Genomic DNA, 24,832 nt, shown 5'->3' on the forward strand with positions numbered 1-24,832 from the left:
AAAGTGAAAGTAGCAATCTTCGATTAGCGTCTGAAAATGGCTTGAAAAGTTTCTTCGTCTGTATGGAACCATACGTTAAGGCTGCTAAAACACATCCAATCCTCCCCCAAGCTGAAATTAATAACTTCGGCTGGAAGTGTGCGTCGGAACTGAAGAAAGCTGCCGAACTTCGCGATGACTTCTGGTGGAGCGAACCTATGGAACATGATTATGATCCAGTTCTATTACTTCCGAACCGGGCTAGCCGCATTCGGTGGCATGAGTGCGATTTAGCTGGAACGTTCTACTGCAAACTTCGCTACTGTCAGCTTACTGACTAACGCGACCGTCCGGTTTCCACCACGTTGCAATAATCGCGATAGTGTGAAAGGTTCGCTTGGTGAAACTCCTTATCTCTTCTGCAACCTTGCTGGTGTGCGCTAATTGCACCCCATCTGTACACGCCGATCCGTCTGCGATTGTTGACGCCCAAGCCCGCTCTATGGCCGGGGCGGTAGTCGGCTGGGAGCTGCCGCAACGGCTTACCCCAAGTGTTATGCAAGCCGCGCGTGATAGAGCTTATGCTTTCTGCATGGAGATTAGACCGGGGGACATAGGTTGTTTGAAGGAGGAAGACCAATCGCTGATTGAATTTTCTCACGCAGTTACGATTTGGCAGTTATGGCAGCGGGATTACAGCTCCACAGATAGCTATGCCACCGCATACCGGCGAAACCCCGGTGGATTTCGCACAGCACGAAGATATTGCTATTCCGTCTACGCTGACAACGGCTCACGCGACGCTCGGATGCTTGGTCCTTGTATGCTTAACGCAGTGGGAGGCGATTTTTTCGGCATTATACCGATTACATAAGCCGGAGTTACAGTACCTGCGCATTTTCCGCGGCCTAACGTCGAAAAGCCGCCTGTCCGCTTTCCACCCCAAACCGGGCATTCACCGCCCCACTATTCCGAGGTCACGACTAGTTCAGCCCGCAGCTGCCATCCATTTGGTTTCGGCATCCTCCAGCGCTTCCCAGTCGTCGCCACTGGCACGGTTCGCCTGGAGCCACTTCCGTGCCGCGTCGACGTCGCTGGATCTGGAGAACGCGCGGTCGATCGCCGCGGCGTTGGCGAGTTGCCCGACGAAGCCCCCGGCATCGCGCTGGGTCAGCAGCCAGGCGCCAAAGGGCACGGCCGGTGCGTCATCGTGTTCGTGGTCATTGATCATCGGTATCCTCCATTGATCGCGTAGCATGTTCCGACCTGGTGCATGTCGTCGGTCTAACCTCGTAGCCTTCGCTCAAACCGCTTCCAGTGCCGTTCGTCCCGACCGTATAGCGGGAAGGATGGCGGCAGCGGCGTAGGCAAGATCCTGTTCGGCCGGCCGCCGCATTTCGAACAGTTTAGGTATCTCGGCAGGTTCTCGATCGCGCTGTTCACCCGCTTGAGGAAACACCAGCGGGCTAGAACGTCTCGATGTACGACGCCCTTGCGTCCGCAATGATCACAAACAGCGCCGACATTGGCTTCATACTTGGCAAAGTCGCCCAGCGTCCTGAAACGTGCGTTGCCCATAGATCACCAAGGCAAGGGGATCTGTGTAGCTTCGGCGTTCATTGGCCGAAATAGACCGCTATAAACATGCTGCGCGACTTCGAGTTGGGCAGCCGCACGCAGGCTTTCCCCCGGCGCGGCAAGTCCGATTAGCGCCCAGGCAGGGGCATCCTCAATCAGCGACGCGATCCGCTCCGCTGTGATCATGCCGCCCATCAGAGGTGGTCGGTTGAGTAGGTTGCGTAAGGTGACAGGCCACGACGGGCGAACTCCGCCTCGATCGGCGCGAGCAGCGTCTCTGGCCCATCCTCCATCGCTTGGAAATAGATCGTCTGCATCTCGCATGGGCGGATGTCGGGCAGGATCTCAGCGATCAGATTGTGCGTCTGGCTGAAGGGCTGTGAACCGTCGCGCATCGACTCGGGTGCGTGTCTCATGCTGCAGCTATACCGGAACAGATAGGGAACGCCAAGCAAGCGACTGTACCGTTCTGCACCGCAAAATTACGCGAAAAAAAATCACAAACCAACGAGGCAGGTCCCGCCGCTCCCTGACGCTGTGATCCCAAGAAACACGCTTTTCCCCCCCGCCTCGCCCGCGGTCTTTCGTGTCACAAACGGTGCGGTCTCGCCCCTAGTGCAAACCGGCCTATATCCTAGTCCAACGGGCGCGGAACGGGGCTGACCGGGCGGTGCAGAATGGTGCAGATCCCCGCATTTGTCAGTGGAGAGGCGACAATAAGCTAATGCCGCGGCGTGCGTCCGTGTTCATTGAACAGCGGGGGAGCAGCGCCGCAGCGCGTCTTCGGATCCGATCGTTGTAGTGTCAGCCGATTACGTCAATACCGCCGATGATCTGTGGAGCCAGTAGTGCAGCGTGCTCAGCAGACTGAGAGAACGAGAACAAAAGCTGAGCCTGCGTTAGGCCCCCATCCAGCTGGTTGACCCAAAAGGCACGCCCATCCGCATCGGCGGGGCGGTCTAATGTAGTTTGATACATATAATCAACGAGCGCGGCATTGGACTTGCCGCTTATCGCAGCCTGGAACTCTCCTGAACGAGCGAATTCCGCAGCGACTTGGGTAAGCGTTTGATTGCCGCTGTTTAGCTCGTTGGTCCAGAACGCGAGCCCCGATACTTCGGGCAGACGCGCTACCGCGCTATCGTAGAGCAGGGCGACGCCTTGGGCATTATCGTCGCTCTGGATATAGCCGGGCTCGACCGCGGCGTTGGTGCGTTCTCTGTGCTCCTCCGACTCGGAAGTGCCCACCAGGAAAGCCCCGCGCGACAAGCCCTGATCCAGCTGACTAACCCAATAGGCATGACCAGCGCCGTCAGCTTCGCGCCCTAGAGCGGTCCGGTAAACGTAATCGACAAAGGCACCGTTGTCCAAGCCGCCAGTCGCTTGCCGAAACTCCGGACTATCGGCGAAGGAGTTCGCAAGCTGAGTTAAACCGAGACCGTTCTCCAGCTGATCTACCCAGAAATCGAGCCCGATTGTATCGGGCGCGCGATCAAGAACCGTGTCAAACATCCGGTAAACCTGAGCACCGAAGCTATCGTACGATTTCACGTACGTGGCGTCTATGAACCTGACTTCTTCGACGTCAAAGAACCAGTCGCTACCATCAGCCGAATCGATAATAGCCAGTGAGTAGCTGGGATCGATTTCGGCCTGCCGCGAGGCAGCGTTCAAGAAAGCCACATCCCAACCGTCACGCCCGTCGATTGTGTCATCATCGGCGCCGCCGCTCAGCCAGTCGTTGCCTCGGCCTCCGTCTAAGTAATCGCGACCGGCACCGCCGTACATGATGTCGTTACCGCTCATGCCATCGATCTGATCATTGCCCGCACCGCCGCTGATCACGTCAGCACCCATGGATCCACGAAGGTCGTCGTCGGCGTCCGAACCGTTGATGGTACGACCCACAATGGCTCCGTCAGGAGCGTAGCCGTCAAAGTTGTAGGCGGTCAGCTGACCCACGCTGAGGCCTTCGAGGACCAGGAACGATCGAAAACCGAAGCTGGCCCCAGCCGCGCCATCCTCATCAATCTCCAACCGCACGGCGCCGCCATCGGCGATGAGGCGCATGAACCCGCCGGTAAAAGGATTACTGTTCGGGTCCCAGCCCACCAACTGCTCTTCGAAGAAGCCGTCGGCCAAGAACATGTCACCCCCGTCGCCAGACCCAAAGTCCGTGACGGTGACGGCAGTGGCAATGTTGCTGTCGTAGTCGAGAACGATTTGGTCGGATCCCAACCCCAGCGTGGCCCGCGCGCTGTTTCCCACGATCTGGTAGAGGACTAGTATGTCGTCGCCTTCACCAAGATCGATAAGGGTAGTTCCTGGGTTGAAGCTGTAGAGGAGAACTCCGTCGTTGCCCGCTCCCCCGTAAGCGGTGATCGTTTCTGCAACGCCAGCGGTTTCGCGAATGATGTAAATTTCGTCGCGGCCTGCTCCGCCCCGCAGCAAATCGTTGCCCCCCTCCTGCGTACTAAGTAAATCGTCGCCATCGCCGCCGTCGACCAGGTCATCGCCTAAGCCATCAATCAACTGATCGTCGCCATCCCCCCCTTCGATCGTGTCGTTACCCGCACCGCCATCAATGCTGTCATTGCCTCCTAGGCCGCGGATAACGTCTGCGTCGGACGTTCCGATCAGAACGTCACTATCGTTTGTTCCAAATATATCGGCCACCACGATTCCCCTTGCTCGAATATAGAACTCGTAACGTTCAACGCGGGGTAAGTTTCCAGCCCACAGTTCGTAGTCTTGAGGGACGTGGTGGCCCCGCCAAGTGACGCAGAGCATAGTTACGCAAAGGGGTTGCGCGACCGCTGGCGTCGCGGCGTCGCTCGCGTGCGTCCAGCGGAACATTCACATTCCCCACCTAACCCACGGGCCTTTCGTGCCCCAAGAGTTATGGTGCCGCCGCTGGCAGCATCCTGCCCGACGCGATCGGGCGAGCCGACACCTATAAAGCGGTTTGGTGCAGATCGCGCCCTGGCAGCTGGGGCGTCGGCTATTGGGGAAGCGGCACCGAAATTGCGTATCCTCCTCAGGATGCACGGGACGGCGCAAGCCGGCACGCTCACCAGCGGCCGCTGGATGTTGAACCCGTTGGGTTCGGAGCCTCGGTGGCTTGGTGGAGCTTCAAACTGCGCACGTCATAGGCGTTCCTTTTATATTTAGATCTTACAGGGCCTCTGTGTGACCGCTCGGCGGATTTGCACTATCAACAAAAGCGCGGACGAACTCGCTCGGCTTGCGGAGCATGCGGCGAACGCATTCAGGCACCGTTGTTGGCTGTAGCAGGATGAAGGCGTTCGAAATCTGCTCGCTCTGTTGTTCGTCGGGCAGAGCGTCCTCGATCGGCACGCACCGTCGGATCCAGTCGAAGAAACCGCACGCCTTCAGTCGATCGAGCGCCTCACCGACGGCGCTACGCGACCGGGGTATCTTGTCCGCGATCCACTGATAGGTTGGATCAAGCCGGCCGTCCTTACGGCCTTGTAGGCGAAGCAGGCAGCGCAACACTTCGAGTTCGATCGCGCCCAGGGCACCGTTGCGCTTCCCCCGGTAGCTTGGTCTCGTGGTCGAACGCCTCGGCCGCGCGCATTAAGGGGTGGCGGAAGAGGTGGGATTCGAACCCACGGATGGGTTACCCCATCGCTGGTTTTCAAGACCAGTTCCTTAAACCACTCGGACACTCTTCCGTACCGGCGCTCGGATGAGCCGGACGACGGCGTCTAAGCGGAGAGCGTCTGGATCGCAACCGTTGCGATAGCCCTCGACGCGGTCGCAACCGATTGCGCGGTGGGCGGGCGGTCCGCTAGGTTGCCTGCATGGACATAGACGCGATTTCGCACCACTTCTTCGGCACGACCGAGATCGATACGCTCGACCCTGAGGCGTTGGAGGCGGGACGCGATCGCGTTTCGCTCGCGTTCGGCACCGAGCGCGAGCCCGGCCGACGGTTCGCGTTGTGGGCGGTGTTGCGTGCGACCGGCGAAGCGCCCGATCCCGTTCGAGCGTTCAAGGATCCGCGGGAACAGCGCGCGGCGCAGATGTATGCGTCCGCGATCAGCATGGCGGGCGCGGACGACTAGCCGTCCAGGCCGCGCGACGTTCCAGTAGCGCTTTGTCGATTCGCTGGATGAGGTCTGCGATTGGGGGCATGTCATAGTCCACATTCACATCCAGATCGCGATGCCGCGGCGACGCGCACATTCGCTTGCCGACCAGTGCGAAGATATCCTGTTTCTGTGCCATCGATCCGATCCTCTCCGATCGCACCATTATGCCGGGCAAGCGTTAACCAAAGGTTCGGGACGAATTCGGATCCTGTTAACCGTGCCCTGCATCAAAGCACGCAACGCTCGCGCCGGTCCGGCGTTAGGGACAAGGCGGCCGTATCGCATGGTTCGCAGCGAACGGGGATTGATCCACTGGCCATGATTTCACCGGCACGAGCATCCGCTCATCCCAAGGGCTGGACGACGCTGGAAGCCGTTCGCGCATTGGCCGCGGACTGGGACCGTGCCAACGGCGAAGAAGCGTTTCCCGCCACGCGCGTGGCCGCGCTGCACGACGCCGGAGCGCTTGCCGCGTTCACCGATGTCTCGACTCCCGAACGGACAGATGCGCTGGTCGACGTGTTGCGCGCGATCGGCGGTGCCGATCTCAGCCTGGGTCGTGTGTTCGAGGGGCATGTCAACGCGGCGCAACTGATTGCGGCCTATGGTAACGATGCGCAGCGGCGGACGCTCGCCGACGACCTCGAAGCAGGCCGGGTATGCGGCGTATGGAACACCGAGCCGACGCCTGGCCTGTCGATCCGGCAGGATGGTGCAGATCGCTGGTCGTTGCATGGTCGCAAGAGCTTCGCGACCGGGGCGGGGCATCTCGACAGCATCCTGGTCACCGCGCGCGATGCGACCGGCGGCAAGCAACTCGTCCTCGTTCGGATCGCGGGCGAGACCGCACGCACCGACAACAGCGGATGGCAGGTTCGCGGCATGCGCGGCACGTGCAGCGGCATGTTCGATTTCTCCGATATGCCGATCGGTCCCGCGGGGATGATCGGGGCGCCGGACGGGTATGAGACCGAACCGAGGTTCAGCGCGGGCGCATGGCGGTTCACGGCTGTCCAGCTGGGCGCGATCGAGGCGCTGGTGCGGCATCTCCGCGATCATCTCGTCCAGACCGGCAAGGGCAGCGATCCGATCCAGCGCGCGCGGTTCGCCGATTGCCTGACCGAGACGCGTAGTGCCGGGCTATGGGTCCGCCGTGCCGCGCACCTTGCCGAGACGCAGGCGGCGGAGGCGATCCCGTTCGTGCTGATGACCCGCGGTGTGGTCGAGGAGGCTGGCTTGAGGACAATGGAGGCCGCTGCGCGCGCGGTTGGCACGGCATCGTTCTTTGCAGCCAGCCGGATCGACCGGATCACGCGCGATCTCGGCTTGTATCTGCGTCAGCCGGTCCCCGACCAAGCCCGCGACCGCGCGGCGGCGGCGTGGCTGGAGGATGACTGCTGGGGCGACGATCGGTGGTGGTAGCACCGGGCGGCAAGGCCTGGAGCATTCTCACACGACGCGCCCGACCGATGTCGGCCAAGACCGCGGCAGGGCAGGGACCTTGGCTGGTGCTCGCACCGCATCCCGATGACGAGACGCTTGGCTGCGGCGCGTTCATCGCTTCGGTTACCGCCGCGGGCGGTCGGGTTCATACCGCCTTCCTTACCGATGGTTCGGGGTCGCACCCTGATGCGCCAGGCTGGACCGGGACGCGGATCGCCAACTTGCGACATGGCGAAGCGCAGGCGGCATTGAAGGCTTTGGGTGGCAAGCCGGACGCGCTCTATCTCGACTGGACTGATGCATCGCCGGCTTCAGAAGGCGATCCGGCCTTCGCGCGCAGCGTCGATCGGCTCGCGGCGTGGTGCAGGGTTCGCGGTATTCGCCAGATTGCCGTGACATGGTCTGGGGAGCCGCATTGCGATCACGAGGCTGCGGCCATGCTCGCCAAAGCCGTAGCCCGGCGCGCGCATTGCCGCCTCTGGCAGTATCTCGTGTGGGGCTGGACCGTTGCCGACCTTGCCGAACGCCTGGGGACCGCCCGTGTGCTTGCGGTCGCCACCGGATCCGGTCGCGCCAGACAGCGTCGCGCAATGGCATGTCATCGGAGCCAGCGTGGTGGCCGGATCGTGGGCGCGCGCGAGAATTTTTGCCTGCCGGACGCGATGCTGCGGCTGATGGACCGGCCGAATACCCTGTTGCTGGAGACCGTGGATGCGCCGTGAACAGTCGATCGAACCCGCATATTTCGAGGCGCTCTACAAGGACAAGGGCGATCCGTGGGAGTTCGAGACCAGCCCGTACGAGGCGGCCAAGTATGACGAGACGCTTGCTGCCCTGCCCAGGGACCGGTTCGAGACCGTACTCGAAGTGGGCTGCGCGAATGGTGTCCTGACCGCTCGGCTTGGACCGCGTTGCGCAGACTTGCTGGCGCTCGACGTGTCGGAGACCGCCGTGGCAGCGGCGCGGGCGCGATGCGCGGACCAGAAGAATATCCGCATCGAACGACGCCGGCTGCCAGACGAAGCGCCTGCCGGCATCTTCGACCTCATCCTGCTGTCGGAGGTGGTCTATTACTGGGACAGTGCCGACATCGTCCGGCTCGGCGACTATGTCCGCTCGGCGGCGGCGTCAGGCGGGTATGTGATGCTGGTCCACTGGATCGGCGAGACCGACTATCCCAAGAGCGGGGATGACGCCGTTGCCGAACTGCACGCTGCGCTCGGTGAGTGCGTCACGGTCGTTCGCAGCGATCGGCACGAGGCGTATCGGCTCGACCTCTGGCGGCTGGAAGACGCGGGTTAGTCGGATCAGCGTCTGCGCCTCGCGGATCGCGGCGGGCAAGGTTGCAAAGCTGAGCTGATCGCTGGGGTTCGCGGTCGCAGGATTGAGTGCCGCCGGAACCGCATAGGTTTCGTGGAGCGGCGCATCGACCGGCTGGTCAATCCAGCGTGCAACCGCATCCGCCATGCCGCCCGGCGCGCGCCCTGATATCCGGCAGGACGTAAAGACACGGACGTCGAGAGGATGCCGCACCTGTCCGCCATGTGCCCGAATCCGATCGAACAGCGCACGGTCCTCGGCGACGGGCGGGGTAGGGGCGCCTCCGATCCGGCGGTACATGGCGTGGGTCACGGCAATACTCGCGCCGCCCTCGTAAAAATGGCGCGGCCAGGGATCATGGGTCTCGGCGTCAGCGCACGCGCGCAGATAATCCAGCGCGGTGTAATAGCGCCCGAGCTGATCGAGTCGCCGCCGTGCCGCCGCGCCAAGGCTTGCCCGGTCGGACCGAAGCGTCAGCGCACGACCGGCCACGGCGTCGCTTCCTGAATCGATATGCGCGACGATACGAACGATCCAGTCCGCGGAGACGTTCGTGTCCGCGTCGGTCGACAGCAGAAGATCGGTATGATGCGTCAGCAGCGCGGCACCAGCGTCGAGCGCAAGGCGGCGTGCCCAACCCGCATGCCGCGCACCGGGCAAAAGCGAAACGGCCGACCATGCGAGAGTCGCATGCATCGGCCGCCAGTGGGTCAGGATATCGATCGTGCCGTCGGTACAGTCGTTCGCCATCGCGACGATGACGACGCGGCCGCCGTAGCGCCCTGCAGCGCGGTCCAGCGCTTCGAGGCAGCCGCGCAGATACTCGTCTTCGTTCTTGACCGGAATGGCAATCGCCACCGCACGCTCAGCGTACGGTAGCGACGATCCAGGTCTGACCGAAGCGATCAAGCCGCCTCGGGGTTTTCGAACGCGGGTGCGTCAAGATCGACGTTCAGTTCGCGATCCCAGATGCGCAGCTTGCCGAGCGTGGTGAGGAACGCATCGACGTCGCCCTTGCCGCCCAGCGCGATCACGCCGTCGTCCATGTCCTCGTCCTCGATGCCGGCCTTTTCGAGGAACGGCTTCGCGTCGGCGTTGAAGCCGATGAACTTAGCATGCCCGAAAGCATCGCTGACGAAGTCCTTGGCCGTCTTGTCCTTGCCAAGCTTCTTCGCACCATCCGCCGACACGACGATTGCGACGGCATCGTAGAGTACCGATGGCGCGCCATCGATCTTCTGCTTGCCCTCGGCAACCGTGCCGTCGTCGAGCGTTGCACCCGCCACCTTGGGCGCGATGATCTCGTACGTGGCCTTCGCCGCGACGATCCCGTCGACAAGGGCCTGTACGATGGCAGCCGGTGCTCCGTCGGTGACGAGGATACCGAGCTTGCGACCCTCGAAGCTGCCCTTGGCGTTCTTCAGGATGCTAAGCGCATCCGAAGCCGGCAGGTCGGTCCGCGGTTCGACTGCGGCCTTCGCCTTTGGTGGCATCGACTTCAGACCGAGACCGGTCGCGACGGTCTTCGCCAGCGTGTCGTCGATGTTGAGCAGATGGCCGACCATCAGTTCGCGGATATCGAGACGCTCGACCTTCGACAGCTCGAACGTCAATGCATCGCCGATGTGCTTCTGCTCGATCGGAGTCTGGCTGATGAAGAACTGGCGCGCCTGGCTATAATGATCGGCGAACGTCGCCGAGCGCACCTGAGCCTTGCGTCCCGTCTCCTGCGACGGGAAGTGCTTGTAACCCTTGGTCGGGCTCTCGCGCGGCGTGTCGGCCCAGCTGTTCGGCTCATAGTTCGCACGGCCCTTGCGGCTGTGCATCGCCATGTGGCCGTCCTGCTGGTAATTGTTCACCGGGATCTTCGGCGCATTGATCGGGATATGCGTGAAGTTGGGGCTGCCAAGCCGCTTCAACTGCGTATCGAGATACGAGAAGTTGCGCCCCTGCAGCAGCGGATCGTTGGTGAACCCGATCCCCGGCACGATGTTCTGCATGCAGAACGCGACCTGCTCGGTCTCGGCAAAGAAATTGTCGACAAGACGGTCGAGCTTGAAGCTGCCGATGATGCGGACCGGGATCTGCTCCTCGGGAATGACCTTGGTCGCATCGAGCACGTCGAACTCGAAGCTGTCGGCGAAGTCGTCGTCGAACAGCTGAACGCCCATCTCCCACTCGGGGAAATTGCCCTGCTCGATCGAGTTCCACAGGTCACGACGATGGAAGTCGGGATCCGCGCCGTTGATCTTGACCGCCTCGTTCCACGCGACCGACTGTAGGCCCAGCTTCGGCTTGAAGTGGAACTTGACGTACGTGCCCTTGCCCTCGGCATTGACGAGCCGGAACGTGTGGACGCCGAAGCCCTCGACGAAGCGGAAGCCGCGCGGGATGGTGCGGTCGGACATGATCCACATGACCATGTGCATCGATTCCGGCGTCAGGCTGATGAAGTCCCAGAAATTGTCATGCGCGGTCTGCGCCTGCGGGAAGCCGCGATCGGGCTCTTCCTTCGCAGCGTGGATCAGGTCGGGGAACTTGATCGCGTCCTGGATGAAGAACACCGGGATGTTGTTGCCAACGACGTCCCAATTGCCTTCCTTGGTGTAAAATTTGACCGCGAACCCGCGGACGTCGCGTGCGAGATCGGGTGAACCCTTGTTGCCGCCAACCGTCGAAAAGCGGAGGAACATCGGCGTCTGCTCGCCGACTTCGGTCAGGATGCCGGCGCTGGTGAATTCTTCGAGGCTTTCGGTCAGCGTGAACGTGCCGTGTGCGCCGTAGCCGCGTGCGTGGACGACGCGCTCGGGGATACGCTCGTGATCAAAATGGAAGATCTTCTCGCGGAAGTGGAAGTCCTCAAGCAGGGTCGGACCCCGATCGCCGACCTTCAGCGAATTCTGGTCGTCGAACACAGGGATGCCCTGCTGCGTGGTTAGCACGTCGCCGGTGCCGCTGGCGATCTGGTGGAGTTCGCCGCCTTCGCCGATCTGCGTTTCGAATGTCGCGCCTTGCGGCGGCGTGCCGGTATCCTTGGCGATGGTCTTGGTCATGGGCCGTCCTCGTAGCTACTCAGGACCCTCAGCGCGTGTGAGGCGTAAGAGTTGCACCGAAAACGCAGAGTTAATGCAGATCAGCGAGATTGCCCCGGGAGGGCGTGGCCAGGGAGAAATGCCGGAGGGCGCGCGTTAAGCGGCGATACTTCCCAGCGAAAGATCAGCCATGCATATCGACCTGACCGGCCAGGCCGCGATCGTTACCGGCGCGAGTTCCGGGCTAGGCCGCGCGTCCGCCATCGCCTTTGCCAAGGCGGGCGCGAAGGTCGCGGTCAATTACAACAGCAGCGCGGACAAGGCGCGCGAGGTGGTCGAGGCGATCGAGCAGGCGGGCGGGGAGGCGTTCGCGTGCGAAGCGGATACGTCGGACGAAGCGGCTGTGTTGCAGCTGTTCGACCAGACGGCGGAGCGCTTCGGCGGCGTCGACATCGTCTTCGCCAACGCCGGTATGCAGAAGGACGCGGCCTATGCCGACCTGACGCTGGAGGACTGGAAGCGCGTCATCGACGTCAACCTGACCGGGCAGTTTCTCGTGTCTCGCGAGGCCGTGCGGCGGTTCCGCAAGCAGGGCGATCGCGGCTTGAGCCGGTCGATCGGCAAGATCCTGTTCATGAGCTCGGTACACGAGGTCATTCCCTGGGCAGGGCACGCCAACTACGCCGCGTCCAAGGGCGGCAGCGGAATGCTGATGCGGACGCTCGCGCAGGAGGTCGCCGGCGACCGCATCCGCGTGAACGGCCTCGCCCCCGGTGCGATCGCGACCGAGATCAACGCGGACGCGACCGCCGATCAGGACAAGCTGCTCGAACTCATCCCCTACGGTCGGATCGGCGACCCGGAGGACGTGGCGCGCGCCGCGCTGTTCCTGGTGTCGGACGCGGCGGACTATATCGTCGGATCGACCCTGACGATCGATGGCGGCATGAGCCTGTATCCCGGCTTCCGCGACAATGGCTGAGCGAGGCGATCTCCATAGCATATCGATCGCCGATCACGGCGCGATCGGTAACCTGGAGACGATCGCGCTCGTCGATACGGCGGGCACGATCGACTATCTCTGCTGGCCGTGCCTCGACAGCGCCTCGGTGTTCGCGCGGCTGCTCGACGGCGATGCGAGCGGGAGCGGGGGCGGGCATTTCTCGGTCGGTCCCGACCTTCCCGATGCGAACATCGTCCAGATGTACCTGCCCGAGACCAACATCCTGCTTACCCGGTGGATGGCGAATGCAGCGAGCGTCGATCTCGTCGACCTGATGCCGGTCGGCGACGATAAGAACGACGCGCCATCGCGGTTGGTCCGGCGGGTAACTTGCACGCGCGGATCGGCGACGGTTCGCGTTCGCTGTGCGCCGCTGTTCGACTATGGCGCGATGGGACGCAGCGCCTCCGTAACCACGACCGATGACGACGTGTCGCGCGGCCGGTTCGATCATGAAAGCGGCCTTGCGCTGGCGGTGCACGGCGGGGCGACGCTCGTGGCGGACGGCTGCGACCTGACCGCGGAGATCCGCCTGAACGAAGGCGACACCGTCTCGCTGATCCTCAGCAATCCCGACGACGTCTCGCTCGACACAGAGGCGCTCGATGCGATCGTCGAGAAGGACATCGCCTATTGGCGCGCGTGGAGCCGCAAGTCGCGCTACCGAGGCCGCTGGCGCGAGACGGTGGAGCGGTCGGCGATGGCGCTGAAACTGCTCACGTCGCGCAAGCACGGCTCGATCGCGGCGGCAGCGACCTTCGGCCTGCCCGAAGCCCCCGGCGGCGTGCGCAACTGGGATTACCGCGCGACGTGGATTCGCGATTCCTCGTTCACCGTTTATGCGTTGCTGAGGCTCGGCTATCAGGGCGAGGCAGTCGGCTTCCTCCACTGGGCGATGGACCGCGCGCAGGCGTGTTCGAAGGGCAATCTCGGCGTGATGTATGCCCTCGACGGCGGTGAGATCGCCGACGAACGCAAACTGGACCTTGCCGGGTTCGAGGGCGCGACCCCGATCGTCGTCGGCAACGAGGCAAAGGACCAGACGCAGCACGATATCTACGGCGCGCTGCTCGACGCGACCTATCTCGGCAGCAAGTATGGCGAGCCGATCGCGCATGACTCATGGGTTGCGATCGGGCGGATCGTCGATCAGGTCTGCGAGACGTGGTCGACGCCGGACTCGGGCATCTGGGAGGTCCGTGGGCCGAAAAAGCATTATCTCCATTCCCGCCTGATGAGCTGGGTTGCGATCGATCGCGCCGTGCGGCTCGCGCAGAAGCGCTCGCTGCCAGCGCCGCTGGTCCGCTGGTCGGAGACACGGACGGCGATCCACGACGATATCTGGGCGAACTTCTGGAACGACGATCTCGGTCGCTTCGTCCGCGCGATGGGCGATGCGCCCGAAGATCTGGCGGTCGACGGCGCGTTGCTGATGATGCCGCTGGTCCGCTTCATCGGCGCGACCGACCCCAAGTGGCTCGCGACGCTGGAAGCGATCGGCGAGGATCTGTCCGACGACGGGCAGGTCTATCGCTACCGGATCGACGACGGCCTGCCGGGGCAGGAGGGGACGTTCGTCGCCTGTTCGTTCTGGTACGTCGAATGCCTCGCGCGGGCGGGGCGGCTCGACGAGGCGCGGCTCAACTTCGAGAAGCTGCTCGCGCATGGCAACCATCTCGGCCTGTTCGCCGAAGAGATCGCGCAGGACGGCAGCTTCCTCGGCAATTTCCCGCAAGGCTTCAGCCATCTCGCGCTGATCAGCGCGGCTTTCTACCTCGACCGTGCGCTCGACAGCGACGGTCCGAAGGAATGGGCATGACCTTCATCATTACCAAAGGGACGACAGCATGAACCTCGATATCGCAGGCAAGATCGCGCTCATCACCGGTGCGGACAGCGGCATGGGCAAGGAAACCGCCCGGATGCTGTTGCAGGAAGGCGTCCGCGTCGCGATCAGCGACCAGCCCGGTGGCGACCTCGACGCCAGCGTCGCGGATCTGAAGGCGCATGGCGAGGTGATCGCGGTCGAAGCTGACCTTACCAAGCCCGACGACGTAAAGACCTTGTTCGCGAAGGTGCGCGAGCAGCTTGGCGAACCGGACATCCTGGTCAACTGCGCGGGCGTCACCGGTGCGACCGGCGACTTCCTCGATGTCGACGATGCCGGCTGGCAGTCGACGATCGACATCAACCTGATGGGTGCCGTTCGTGTCTGCCGCGAGGCGATCCCGGCGATGCGCGCCGCCAAATGGGGGCGCATCGTGCTGATGAGCTCGGAGGATGCGGTGCAGCCTTATGTCGACGAACTCGCCTATTGCGCGTCGAAGGCCGGGATCTCCAGCCTGTCGAAAGGGCTGTCGAAGGCGTACGGCTGCGACAACGTGCTGGTGAACACCGTCTCGCCGGCTTTCATCGCGACGCCGATGACCGACAAGATGATGCACAAGCGTGCCGACGAGAAGGGTGTGAGCTTCGACGAGGCGATCGAGACGTTCCTCGAGGAGGAGCGCCCGGGCATGACGCTGAAGCGCCGTGGTACGGCCGAGGAGGTCGCGTCGGCGATCGTGTTCCTATGCTCGGAGCGGTCGAGCTTCATCAACGGGGCTGATATTCGGGTGGACTCCGGCTCGGTGATGACCGTCGCGGGCTGATCGCCGCTAGGACCTGTTCCCCCGCGCAGGCGGGGGCCCAGGGTCTCAAGCGATACCACCCGTAACCCCGGACCCCCGCCTCCACGGGGGAACGCGACCGTGGCGGGTGGGGGCGGCGTTACGCCTCGAACAGGTCCTTGTACTGCCGGGGCTGCGACCGGAGATACTGGTTCGGTGCCTTCACCTTGCCGCCCAGATGCGCCGCGGCATGCCAGGGCCAGCGCGGATCATACAGGATGGTCCGGGCGAGCGCGACCATGTCTGCATCGCCCGTCCCGACGATCGCCTCGGCTTGCTCATACTCGGTGATCAGCCCGACCGCGACGACCGGGATCGACACGGATTGCTTCACCGCGCGCGCGAGCGGTACCTGGTAGCTTGGCCCGACCGGGATCTGTTGCGCTGGCGTCGTGCCGCCACTCGAGACATGGATCGCACTGCAGCCGCGCGCCTCGAGCGCCTTGGCAAACGCTACCGTCTGCTCGGAATCCCAACCGCCCTCGGCCCAGTCGGTACCCGAAACGCGCATCGTCACCGCGCGCTCGGCCGGGAATACTGCGCGAACCGCATCGAACACCTCGAGCGGGAAGCGCATCCGGTTTTCGAGGCTGCCGCCATAGGCGTCCTCGCGCCGGTTCGACAGCGGCGACAGGAATTCGTGCAGCAGATAGCCATGCGCGGCATGCAGCTGGACCGCATCGATCCCGAGCCGCGCCGCACGTACCGTCGCGGCTACGAACGCATCGCGCACCCGCGCCAGCCCCTCGGCGTCGAGCGAGACGGACGCATTCTCCTCGGGCAGGAACGGCACCGTCGAGGGGCCTTCGGTCTGCCATCCGTTCGGCGCGCCCGGCGCGATCTGAAGCCCGCCCTTCCACGGTACTTCGCACGACGCCTTGCGGCCGGCATGCGACAGCTGGATCGCGATCGGCATGTCCGACCAGCGCCGGATGCTCTCGATCACGCCTGCCATCGCCGCCTCGGTCGCGTCGTCGTACAGCCCGACATCGCCATGGGTGATCCGCCCCTCGGGCAGCACTGCGCTTGCCTCGATCGTCAGCAGCGCCGCGCCCGACAGCGCGAGCTGACCCAGATGGATCTGGTGCCAGTCGTTCATGCACCCGTTGACCGCCGAATACTGACACATCGGCGCGATCACGATCCGGTTGGCGAGCGTCAGATTGCCGATCTGGAGCGGCGCGAACAATTTGGGGCCGCTCATGCAGCGATCGATCGGAGAGTGGAAGCCATGCGCATATCCCTTGATACTGGGCGGAGGGGCGGCGAAAACTCGCTGCTGGCTGCGGAACATAGGAACCGGCGGATGGGTTTCACGCCAAGGAATGCTGCACCGCGATAAAGCCGCGTCCGCAGCGAGACGATTACGACACGAAAAGGGTCCTCGACTTGCATCTACTGCCCGACACGCTCGACGCCGGATCCGCCTATCCGCTCGGAGCGACCTTCGACGGCCTCGGCGTCAATTTCGCGGTCTATTCCGCCAACGCCGAGAAGATCGAATTGTGCGTCTATGACGAGACCGGCCGCCGCGAGCTGAAACGCTATCCGCTCCCCGAATGGACCGACGAGGTCTGGCACGGCTACCTCCCCGACGCGCAGCCCGGGCTGGTCTATGGCTATCGCGCGCATGGACGGTACGCGCCGGAAGAAGGCCACCGCTTCAACCCGAACAAGTTGCTGCTCGACCCCTATGCCAAGCAGATGATCGGCGAGCTTCGCTGGACCGACGCGATGTACGGCTATCAGGTGAAGTCGCCGCGCGCAGATCTGAGTTTCGACAAGCGCGACAGCGCGCTGACGATGCCCAAGGGCGTCGTGACCGACAGCCATTTCGACTGGTCGCGCGACGTGCGCCCCAACACGCCGTGGTCGGAGACGGTGATCTACGAGGCACATACCAAGGGCCTGACCAAGCTGTTCGACGAGGTCCAACCTTCCGAACGCGGCACCTTCGCGGCGCTCGGCAATCCCAAGGTTATCGATTACCTCAAGCGCCTCGGCGTCACCGCGCTCGAGCTGCTGCCGATCCACACCTACATCCAGGATCGTTTTCTGCAGGAGAAGGGGCTGCGCAATTACTGGGGCTACAATACCCTCAACTTCTTCACGCCCGAGCGCTCGTTCTTCGCGACCGACAGCCACAACGAACTGCGCCGTTCGATCCGCCGGCTGCATGCCGCCGGGATCGAAGTGATCCTCGACGTCGTCTACAACCACACTTGCGAGGGCTCGGAACAGGGGCCGACGCTGTCGTGGCGCGGGCTCGACAATGCGAGCTACTACCGGCTGGTCAAGGACGATCCGCGCTTCTCGATCAACGACACCGGCACCGGCAACACGCTGAACCTGACCAAGGCGCGCGTGCTCCAGATGGTGGCGGATTCGCTGCGTTACTGGGCGACCAGCTTCGGCATCGACGGCTTCCGCTTCGATCTCGGGCTGACGCTGGGGCGGACGGATACGGGGTTCGATCCCGGTGCGGGCTTCTTCGACGTGCTGCGGCAGGATCCGGTGCTCGGCCGGCTGAAGCTGATCACCGAGCCTTGGGACATCGGCCCCGGCGGCTATCAGCTTGGCAACTTCCCCCCCGGGTTTGCCGAATGGAACGACAAATACCGCGACACGGTGCGCAAGTTCTGGCGCGGCGATCATGCGCAGCGCGCCGATCTTGCCGCGCGGCTCACGGGTTCGGCCGACCTGTTCGACCGCCGTGCGCGGCGTCCGTGGGCCAGCGTCAACCTGCTCGGCGCGCATGACGGCTACACGCTCGCCGACACCGTCGCGTATGAGGAGCGCCATAACGAGGCGAACGGCGAGGACAATAACGACGGCCATTCGAACAATTGCTCGCGCAACTGGGGCGTCGAAGGCCCGACCGACGACCCCGCGATCCTGGAGACGCGGTCGCGCGTGATGCGCTCGATGCTGACCACGTTGTTCGCCTCGCTCGGCACGCCGATGCTGGTCGCAGGCGACGAGTTCGGCCGCACGCAGAACGGCAACAACAACGCCTATTGCCAGGACAATGAGATCAGCTGGCTCGATTGGGAGAAGGCGAAGTCCCCCGAGGGCGACGCGCTGATCGACTTCACCGCGCGCCTGATCGCGCTGCGTCGCGACTATCCGATGCTCCGCGCCGGCAACTTCCTCTACGGCGACGACACGCCCGCCGAGGGCCTCAAGGACATCGAATGGTGGGACGAGCGCGGCCAGCAACTCACCTCGGAGGATTGGGAGAACACCAACGGCCGCGCGCTAGTCATGCGTCGCGCGTGCGAACTGGACTCCGGCGAAGTCCAGGTCATCTCGCTGCTGCTTAACGCGTCGGAAGGCCCGCTGACCTTTCACATGCCGCCGCCGGCAGAGGTCGAGCGCACCGTGCTGATCGACAGCAGCAAACCCGAGCAGCCTGCCATACCGATCAATGACAGCTACGAGCTTCCCCCCCAGGGTGCGGCGTTGCTGTCCTGGATGATTGCAGCGGCATGACGACCTGGGGACCCGCGCTCGCCGGGGACGGTACGACTTTCCGGCTCTGGGCACCAGACCGCGACCGCGTGACGCTTGAGATCGCCGGTTGCGACGCGGTCCCCATGACCCGCGACCCGGAAGGCTGGTTCGAGGCGACCGCCTCGGTGGGCGCTGGCGCCCGCTACCGGTTCCGGCTGGCGGACGATCTGACGGTACCCGACCCGGCTGCGCGGGCGCAGGATGGCGGCGTCCACGGCTGGAGCGTCGTGGTCGATCACGATGCCTATGCGTGGCGCACGCCGGAATGGCGCGGCCGCCCGTGGGAGGAGATGGTGATCCAGGAGGTCCATGTCGGCACGCTCGGCGGTTTTGCCGGCGTCGCGGACAACCTCCCCGCGATCGCCGCGCTAGGCATCACAGCGATCGAACTCATGCCCGTCAACGCGTTTGGCGGCACGCGCAACTGGGGCTATGACGGCGTGCTCCCCTACGCCCCCGCCGAGAGCTACGGCACGCCTGACGCGCTGAAGGCGCTGGTCGATCGCGCGCACGAGCTCGGCCTCGCGGTGTTCCTCGACGTGGTCTACAATCACTTCGGCCCCGACGGGAATTACCTCGGCGCCTATGCGCAGGGGTTTTTCAACGCAGACGTCGATACCCCCTGGGGCGGCGCGGTGGCGGTCGATCAGGCGCCGGTCCACCGCTTCTTCGTCGAGAACGCGCTGATGTGGCTGAACGAATACCGCTTCGATGGCCTGCGCTTCGACGCAGTTCATGCGATCGGCAACGACGATTTCCTCGACGCGATGGCCATCGAACTCCGTGCGAAAACGGAAGGCCGCCATGTCCACCTCGTCCTCGAAAACGAAGGCAACGATGCCGACCGGCTCCACCCGGCCGCGTTCGACGCGCAGTGGAACGACGACTTCCACAACGTCCTACACGTCCTGCTGACCGGCGAGACCAGCGCCTATTACGCTGATTTTTCAGACCGTCCGGCCGAGCGTCTCGCACGCTGTCTCAGCGAAGGGTTCATCTACCAGGGGGAGGGCTCGCCCAACCACGACGGCAAGCCGCGCGGCAAGCCTAGCGCACATCTAGCGCCGACCGCCTTCGTCGCGTTCCTTCAGAACCACGACCAGATCGGCAACCGGGCGATGGGGGAGCGCCTGACCCTTTTGGCCGACCGGCAGAAGCTTCGCGCGGCGACCGCACTGCTGCTGCTTGGCCCGCAGATCCCGTTGCTGTTCATGGGCGATGAACAGGGTAGCGAAACCCCGTTCCTGTTCTTCACCGACTTTCACGACGAACTGGCCGACGCAGTGCGTGAAGGTCGGCGCAAGGAATTCGCCAAGTTCGCGGCCTTCGCCGACCCCGAAGCGCGCAAGGCGATCCCCGATCCGAACGCGCATGCGACCTTCCACCAGTCACGCGCGCAACCCGGCCCCGACGCTGCCGCGTGGCAGGACCTGTACCGCACGCTGCTGAAGATCCGCCACGACGCGATTATCCCCCGCCTGCGTGGCACGACCTCGCTCGGCGCCGAAGCAATCGGCGAGGGGGCGGTGGTCGCGAGGTGGCAAATGGGTGATGGCGCGATCCTCACGATCGCGCTCAACCTCGGCGAGCCGATCGCCTTCCCAGAAATCGACGCCGTACCGATCTTCGCCGAGGGCGAACCGGGCCATACCGGCAGCGTCGCGGTCTGGCTGAAGTCATGAGCGCGCTACGAACGCTGGCCATCGCCGCCGGCCTGCAACCCGAATGGCAGGACGCCGCTGGTCGCCGCCAGACCGTTAGCGATGAGGCATTGCAGGGCATCCTCGATCGCCTCGGTCATCCGTCGGCCGACGAAAAGCAGATTGCCGAAAGCCTCGCTGCGATCGATGCGCGGAATAGGCGCGGACCCCGTTTCGTGTCGGTCGATGTCGGCGACCCGATCACGCTCTCCTCGAAGCTGACGGGCAGGGCGGATCTCGTCCTCGAAGACGGTACGCGAACGTCGGTCTTGATCGACGAGGGCGTGCTGAAACCGATCGTGAAGACGGGCTATCATCGTCTCGAAATCGATGGCGAGGTGATCGTGCTGCTCGTTGCGCCGCACCGGTGCTTCACGATCGACGACGCCCTACGGGGGCGCAGATTGTGGGCACCCGCCGTCCAGATCCCGAGCCTGCGGGACGAGACGAGCAAGGCATTTGGCGATTTCGGCACGCTCGCCGAGACCGCCCGAGCGTTCGCCGAGCGCGGCGCCGACGCGATCGCGATCAGCCCCACCCACGCGTTGTTCCCGGCCGATGCCAGCCGGTACAGTCCCTATGCGCCATCGAGCCGCCAATTCCTCAACGGGTTGTACGGCGATGCGTCCGCATTCGCTGGGACGACGGACGACGTTGCTCCGGACCTGATTGACTGGCAAGGTGCGATACCGTCGAAGCTCGCACGACTTCGCAGAACCTTCGACCAGGATATTCATATGCTTGGCAAAATTCTCGACGCGTTCAGGTGCGATGGCGGAGATGCGCTCGAACGTCACGCCGAGTTCGACGCCCTTCACGCACATTTCTTCGCGACCACCGGCGCGCGAGGCTGGCAGCAATGGCCAACCGACTATCACGATCCTGCAAGCCCAGCCGTCCGCCGGTTCGTCACCGAGCACGCCGACGACGTTACGTTCTACATGTTCCTCCAATGGCTCGCCCGGCGCGATCTCGACGCCGCGCAAACGGCGGCCACGGACGCCGGCATGGCGATCGGCCTGATCGCCGATCTTGCCGTCGGCATGGACCCGGGCGGTAGCCACGGCTGGAGCCGCCGCGGCGATCTGCTGACTGGCCTCTCGATCGGCGCACCGCCCGATCCGTTGGGTCCTGACGGCCAGAGCTGGGGCATCACCGGCTTCGATCCTCAAGCGCTGCGCGATACCGGCTTCGCGCCCTTCATCGCGACGATCCGCGCCGCGCTCGCGCATGCCGGCGGCATTCGTATCGACCACGCCTTCGGTCTTCGTCGGCTCTGGGTCGTCCCCGAAAGCGCCTCCGCCGCGGAGGGCGCGTATCTCGACATGCCGTTCGACGACCTGATGCGGATCATCGCGATGGAATCGCAGCGCGCCAAGGCTATCGTCATCGGCGAAGATCTCGGCACCGTTCCCGACGGGTTCCGCGAGGCGATGGACGCGCGAGCGATGCTGGGGATGCGCGTGCTCTGGTTCGAGCGCAACGCCGACGGCTTCGTGCCCCCCGCGACTTGGTCGTCCGACGCCGTCGCGATGACCGGAACACACGATCTCGCGACCATCGCGGGCTGGTGGAGCGGTCGCGACATCGACTGGACCTGGGACCTAGGCCGCAAGTCCGACGCGGTCGACGAAGCGGCAGACCGCGCCGCGCGCGCCGAAGATCGCGCCGCGCTCTGGTCCGCGTTCGGCACCGGTACCGAGCAACCCGCGCCCGACGATACCGGACCCGTCCTCGACGCCGCGATCGCGCATGTCGCCGGCGCACCCTGTAGGCTCGCGATCATCCCGATCGAGGATATCGCCGGACTTATCGAGCAACCCAACTTGCCCGGCACGATCGACGAGCACCCCAATTGGCGCCGCCGCATGCCGGACACGACCGAGGCGCTGCTGACCCGCACCCACGTCGCCGCCCGCATCGACACGCTCAACGCCCAGAGACCCGCATGACCTCCTCTACGCCGCGCGCAACCTACCGCTTCCAGTTCCACAAGGACTTCACCTTCGCCGATGCGGAGGCGCGGGTGCCGTATCTCGACGACCTCGGCATCAGCCATCTCTACGCCTCGCCGATCACCACCGCGCGCAGTGGCTCCACGCACGGCTACGACGTCGTCGACCCGACCCGGATCAATCCCGAACTCGGCGGGGAAGAGGCCTTCCGCAGCCTCGTCGCAGCGCTTCGCACCCGCGACATGGGCGTCATCATCGACATCGTCCCCAATCACATGGGCGTTGCCGGTGGTGAGAACGCGTGGTGGAATGATGTCCTAGCACACGGTAAAACCAGCGAATTCGCGCGGTATTTCGATGTCGATTGGCGCGAGAAGCTGGTCCTTCCGATCCTTGGCGATCCGCTTGCCGAAACGCTCGCGCGTGGCGCGATCACAGTCGAGCAGGTCGACGGTCGCTATATCCTCGAAGCGTACGGGGAACATCGCCTGCCGATCCGCGACGAGGACCAGGCGACCGCCGCGACCGACGATGTCGCCGCGCTGATCGATCGCCAGCATTACCGCCTTGCCTCGTGGCGTGTCGCCAACGACGAACTCAACTGGCGACGGTTCTTCACGATCAATGATCTTGCCGGTCTTCGCGCTGAAGACCCGATCGTGTTCGACGCCACGCACGCGCTGTATTTCCGCCTCTACGCCGAAGGCCTGATCGATGGCGTCCGCGTCGATCATGTCGACGGGCTGACCGACCCCGCCGGCTATTGCCGCCACCTCCGTGCTCGCTTCGACGCGATCGAACGCCCCGCCGACGCCCCCACCGGCCCGGCCTATATCGTCATCGAGAAGATCCTTGCCGATGACGAACCGCTCAGCACCGACTGGAGCGTCGACGGTACCAGCGGGTACGACTTCATGGCGCAGGTTACCGCCTTGCTCCATGCGCCCGGCGGCGCCGAACCGCTAGCCGGACTGTGGGCCGACATCAGTGGCCGCTCTGCCGATTTCGCGCCCGAGGAATTGCGCGCCCGCCAGGAACTGCTCGCATGGCAGTTCGACGCGCAGCACCGCCGCTGCGTCGAGGCGTTCGTTGCGCTCGCCCGCTCGGCGCCTGAGTGCGACGGGCTGACGACGGGCATGCTCCACCGCGCCATCAAGCGTCTGCTGTGGGTGTTCCCGGTGTACCGGACGTATGGAACGGGCGGAGCGGCTCCAGGCGGAGATGCCAGGATCCGCGAGACGGTCCGCCAGCGCGTTGCCGAGTTCGTCCCCCCCGGCGAGGGCCCGGTCGTCGACCGGATACTGTCATGGCTGGCAGGCGAGGGGCCTGGCGACACCGCACTGGCCGCCGATGCCGTCCGGCAATTCCAGCAACTTTCCGCGCCGATCGCGGCAAAGGCGGTCGAGGATACCGCATTTTATCGCTACGGCCGTTTGCTGTCGCGCAACGACGTCGGCTTCGACGCAGCGCGGATGTCGCTTGATATCGACGCGTTTCATGCCGCGATGATCGAGCGTGCGCGCGACTGGCCGTCCGCGATGCTTGCCACCGCGACGCACGATCACAAGCGCGGCGAGGACGTTCGCGCGCGGCTTGCGGTGCTGAGCGAGGTCCCGGACCTTTGGCGAGCCCGCGTCGAGCATTGGCTCGAACTGGCTACGCCATATGCCAAGGGCGTCGATCCCGCAGACGCCTATATGTTGCTCCAGACGCTGTTCGGTGCATGGCCGGCGAACCTGTGCGGGTCAAATGCCGAGGGACTCTCGGAGTATGCCGAGCGGATCGTCGCATGGCAGGAGAAGGCGTTGCGCGAAGCCAAGCTCCAGTCGTCCTGGGAGGCGCCGGACGAGCGCTACGAAACCCTATGCCACGACCTCGCCCGTGCTTTGCTCGATCCCGAGCGGTCGACGGCGTTCCTCGACGACATGACGGCGTTCGTCGACCGGATCGCGCCAGCGGCGGACGCGAACAGCCTGGCGCAGGTGGCGTTGCGCTATACCGTTCCGGGCGTTCCCGACCTGTATCAAGGTACCGAAACGACCGATTTGAGCCTGGTGGATCCGGACAACCGCCGGCCGGTCGACTATTCGGTGCGTCAGGCGATGCTCGCATCCGCGTCCGATCCGAAGGCGACGCTGATTGCTCGCCTGCTCGCCCTGCGGCGGCAGCATCCGACGCTGTTCACGGTCGGCGCGTACGAACCGATCGCAATCACGGGCGCGCGCGCGGCGCACGTGATTACGTTCGACCGCACGCATCACGGTGTGGCTGTGCGGTGCGTCGTTGCCTTGCGGAGTGCGGGACGCTGCCTCGACGCGACCGATACCGACGGTTGGTGGGCCGATACCGCTCTGTCGTCCGGCGAAAGGATCGCCGATCTGCTTGGCGAATCCGCCGCCTCGGTGGTCGTGCTGGATGGTGCAGCGCGCTGACCAAGTCGTTGCCGAACCGTGACGCGCTTACCGATGTCGCAAGAGGCGATACGGTCACAATGGTGATCGAGGCGAGCGACGTCCTGATCGGCA

General features: G+C 64.2%; 18 protein-coding genes, 1 tRNA gene and 1 pseudogene. 11 read left to right on the forward strand and 9 right to left on the reverse strand.

Translation table 11 applies throughout. The annotated features are described in order from the left end of the window. Nucleotides 1-967 precede the first annotated feature (967 nt). From HMP09_RS02005 to HMP09_RS02030, 6 genes are all read right to left on the reverse strand, one after another. On the reverse strand, nt 968-1,210 hold the full coding sequence (locus HMP09_RS02005; RefSeq protein ID WP_176498967.1) for a hypothetical protein: 243 nt from the start codon (nt 1,208-1,210) through the stop codon (nt 968-970). A gap of 350 nt (nt 1,211-1,560) precedes the next feature. Further along, the gene (locus tag HMP09_RS02010) at nt 1,561-1,752 is read right to left on the reverse strand and encodes a DUF6771 family protein (RefSeq protein ID WP_176498968.1); all 192 of its coding nucleotides are present in this window, start codon (nt 1,750-1,752) and stop codon (nt 1,561-1,563) included. Beyond that, a complete protein-coding gene (locus HMP09_RS02015; RefSeq protein ID WP_176498969.1) occupies nt 1,752-1,973 on the reverse strand; it encodes a hypothetical protein in 222 nt (73 codons plus the stop codon). Before HMP09_RS02015 ends, HMP09_RS02010 begins: the two co-directional genes overlap by 1 nt. Before the next feature lie 388 nt (nt 1,974-2,361). Then, nucleotides 2,362-4,233, reverse strand: a complete 1,872-nt coding sequence (locus tag HMP09_RS02020) for a DUF4214 domain-containing protein (RefSeq protein WP_176498970.1) — start codon at nt 4,231-4,233, stop codon at nt 2,362-2,364. A gap of 498 nt (nt 4,234-4,731) precedes the next feature. After that, on the reverse strand, nt 4,732-5,073 hold the full coding sequence (locus HMP09_RS02025) for a hypothetical protein (protein ID WP_176498971.1): 342 nt from the start codon (nt 5,071-5,073) through the stop codon (nt 4,732-4,734). Nucleotides 5,074-5,162: 89 nt separating this feature from the next. Further along, nucleotides 5,163-5,252 (reverse strand) — tRNA-Ser (locus tag HMP09_RS02030). A gap of 129 nt (nt 5,253-5,381) precedes the next feature. Between HMP09_RS02030 and HMP09_RS02035 the strand changes: the two genes are divergently transcribed. The 4 genes from HMP09_RS02035 (at nt 5,382) to HMP09_RS02050 (ending at nt 8,417) form a co-directional block, all read left to right on the forward strand. Beyond that, nucleotides 5,382-5,645, forward strand: a complete 264-nt coding sequence (locus HMP09_RS02035) for a hypothetical protein (protein ID WP_176498972.1) — start codon at nt 5,382-5,384, stop codon at nt 5,643-5,645. Between the two features lie 345 nt (nt 5,646-5,990). After that, nucleotides 5,991-7,094, forward strand: a complete 1,104-nt coding sequence (locus tag HMP09_RS02040) for an acyl-CoA dehydrogenase family protein (protein ID WP_176498973.1) — start codon at nt 5,991-5,993, stop codon at nt 7,092-7,094. Next, a complete protein-coding gene (locus tag HMP09_RS02045; RefSeq protein ID WP_176498974.1) occupies nt 7,085-7,837 on the forward strand; it encodes a PIG-L deacetylase family protein in 753 nt (250 codons plus the stop codon). Before HMP09_RS02040 ends, HMP09_RS02045 begins: the two co-directional genes overlap by 10 nt. Then, complete coding sequence (locus tag HMP09_RS02050; protein ID WP_176498975.1) at nt 7,827-8,417, forward strand: SAM-dependent methyltransferase; 591 nt, start codon at nt 7,827-7,829, stop codon at nt 8,415-8,417. Before HMP09_RS02045 ends, HMP09_RS02050 begins: the two co-directional genes overlap by 11 nt. A gap of 198 nt (nt 8,418-8,615) precedes the next feature. Here the strand turns inward: HMP09_RS02050 and HMP09_RS18315 are convergent. Both HMP09_RS18315 and HMP09_RS02055 read right to left on the reverse strand, forming a co-directional pair. Next, a pseudogene (locus HMP09_RS18315) lies at nt 8,616-9,293 on the reverse strand (glycosyltransferase); the annotation flags it as partial. A 47-nt stretch (nt 9,294-9,340) separates the two neighbouring features. After that, nucleotides 9,341-11,488 (reverse strand): catalase, encoded by a 2,148-nt coding sequence (locus HMP09_RS02055; RefSeq protein ID WP_176498976.1) that lies wholly within the window; start codon nt 11,486-11,488, stop codon nt 9,341-9,343. Nucleotides 11,489-11,657: 169 nt separating this feature from the next. On the opposite strand from HMP09_RS02055, the gene HMP09_RS02060 reads away from it, so the two are divergent. The 3 genes from HMP09_RS02060 to HMP09_RS02070 are packed head-to-tail and all read left to right on the forward strand — an operon-like array spanning nt 11,658 to nt 15,121. Beyond that, nucleotides 11,658-12,449, forward strand: a complete 792-nt coding sequence (locus HMP09_RS02060; RefSeq protein WP_176498977.1) for an SDR family oxidoreductase — start codon at nt 11,658-11,660, stop codon at nt 12,447-12,449. Next, nucleotides 12,442-14,289, forward strand: a complete 1,848-nt coding sequence (locus tag HMP09_RS02065; protein ID WP_176498978.1) for a glycoside hydrolase family 15 protein — start codon at nt 12,442-12,444, stop codon at nt 14,287-14,289. Before HMP09_RS02060 ends, HMP09_RS02065 begins: the two co-directional genes overlap by 8 nt. A 28-nt stretch (nt 14,290-14,317) precedes the next feature. After that, nucleotides 14,318-15,121: an SDR family NAD(P)-dependent oxidoreductase gene (locus HMP09_RS02070; RefSeq protein ID WP_176498979.1), complete on the forward strand. Its 804-nt coding sequence runs from the start codon at nt 14,318-14,320 to the stop codon at nt 15,119-15,121. A gap of 118 nt (nt 15,122-15,239) precedes the next feature. Here HMP09_RS02070 and HMP09_RS02075 read toward each other — a convergent pair whose 3' ends face one another. Then, on the reverse strand, nt 15,240-16,343 hold the full coding sequence (locus HMP09_RS02075) for an NADH:flavin oxidoreductase/NADH oxidase (protein WP_176498980.1): 1,104 nt from the start codon (nt 16,341-16,343) through the stop codon (nt 15,240-15,242). Between the two features lie 185 nt (nt 16,344-16,528). Here HMP09_RS02075 and glgX point away from each other — a divergent pair, with 185 nt between their 5' ends. The 4 genes from glgX to treY are packed head-to-tail and all read left to right on the forward strand — an operon-like array spanning nt 16,529 to nt 24,739. Beyond that, entirely contained in the window at nt 16,529-18,631 is a 2,103-nt protein-coding gene (gene glgX, locus HMP09_RS02080; protein WP_176498981.1) for a glycogen debranching protein GlgX, read from the forward strand. Next, a complete protein-coding gene (treZ, locus tag HMP09_RS02085; RefSeq protein ID WP_176498982.1) occupies nt 18,628-20,334 on the forward strand; it encodes a malto-oligosyltrehalose trehalohydrolase in 1,707 nt (568 codons plus the stop codon). Before glgX ends, treZ begins: the two co-directional genes overlap by 4 nt. After that, nucleotides 20,331-22,304, forward strand: a complete 1,974-nt coding sequence (malQ, locus tag HMP09_RS02090; RefSeq protein ID WP_176498983.1) for a 4-alpha-glucanotransferase — start codon at nt 20,331-20,333, stop codon at nt 22,302-22,304. Before treZ ends, malQ begins: the two co-directional genes overlap by 4 nt. Then, nucleotides 22,301-24,739 (forward strand): malto-oligosyltrehalose synthase, encoded by a 2,439-nt coding sequence (gene treY / locus HMP09_RS02095; RefSeq protein ID WP_176498984.1) that lies wholly within the window; start codon nt 22,301-22,303, stop codon nt 24,737-24,739. Before malQ ends, treY begins: the two co-directional genes overlap by 4 nt. The last annotated feature ends 93 nt before the right edge of the window (nt 24,740-24,832 follow it).

The organism is Sphingomonas sp. HMP9, from assembly GCF_013374115.1.
In the GTDB taxonomy this organism is placed as follows: domain Bacteria; phylum Pseudomonadota; class Alphaproteobacteria; order Sphingomonadales; family Sphingomonadaceae; genus Sphingomonas.

Coding starts and splice junctions, on each gene's coding strand:
- HMP09_RS02015 (WP_176498969.1), bottom strand. CDS start 1,973: ATGAGACACGCACCCGAGTCGATGCGCGACGGTTCACAGCCCTTCAGC.
- HMP09_RS02010 (WP_176498968.1), bottom strand. CDS start 1,752: ATGGGCGGCATGATCACAGCGGAGCGGATCGCGTCGCTGATTGAGGAT.
- HMP09_RS02005 (WP_176498967.1), bottom strand. CDS start 1,210: ATGATCAATGACCACGAACACGATGACGCACCGGCCGTGCCCTTTGGC.
- treY (WP_176498984.1), top strand. CDS start 22,301: ATGACCTCCTCTACGCCGCGCGCAACCTACCGCTTCCAGTTCCACAAG.
- HMP09_RS02075 (WP_176498980.1), bottom strand. CDS start 16,343: ATGAGCGGCCCCAAATTGTTCGCGCCGCTCCAGATCGGCAATCTGACG.
- HMP09_RS02040 (WP_176498973.1), top strand. CDS start 5,991: ATGATTTCACCGGCACGAGCATCCGCTCATCCCAAGGGCTGGACGACG.
- HMP09_RS02065 (WP_176498978.1), top strand. CDS start 12,442: ATGGCTGAGCGAGGCGATCTCCATAGCATATCGATCGCCGATCACGGC.
- HMP09_RS02035 (WP_176498972.1), top strand. CDS start 5,382: ATGGACATAGACGCGATTTCGCACCACTTCTTCGGCACGACCGAGATC.
- HMP09_RS02060 (WP_176498977.1), top strand. CDS start 11,658: ATGCATATCGACCTGACCGGCCAGGCCGCGATCGTTACCGGCGCGAGT.
- HMP09_RS02055 (WP_176498976.1), bottom strand. CDS start 11,488: ATGACCAAGACCATCGCCAAGGATACCGGCACGCCGCCGCAAGGCGCG.
- treZ (WP_176498982.1), top strand. CDS start 18,628: ATGACGACCTGGGGACCCGCGCTCGCCGGGGACGGTACGACTTTCCGG.
- HMP09_RS02070 (WP_176498979.1), top strand. CDS start 14,318: ATGAACCTCGATATCGCAGGCAAGATCGCGCTCATCACCGGTGCGGAC.
- malQ (WP_176498983.1), top strand. CDS start 20,331: ATGAGCGCGCTACGAACGCTGGCCATCGCCGCCGGCCTGCAACCCGAA.
- HMP09_RS02050 (WP_176498975.1), top strand. CDS start 7,827: ATGCGCCGTGAACAGTCGATCGAACCCGCATATTTCGAGGCGCTCTAC.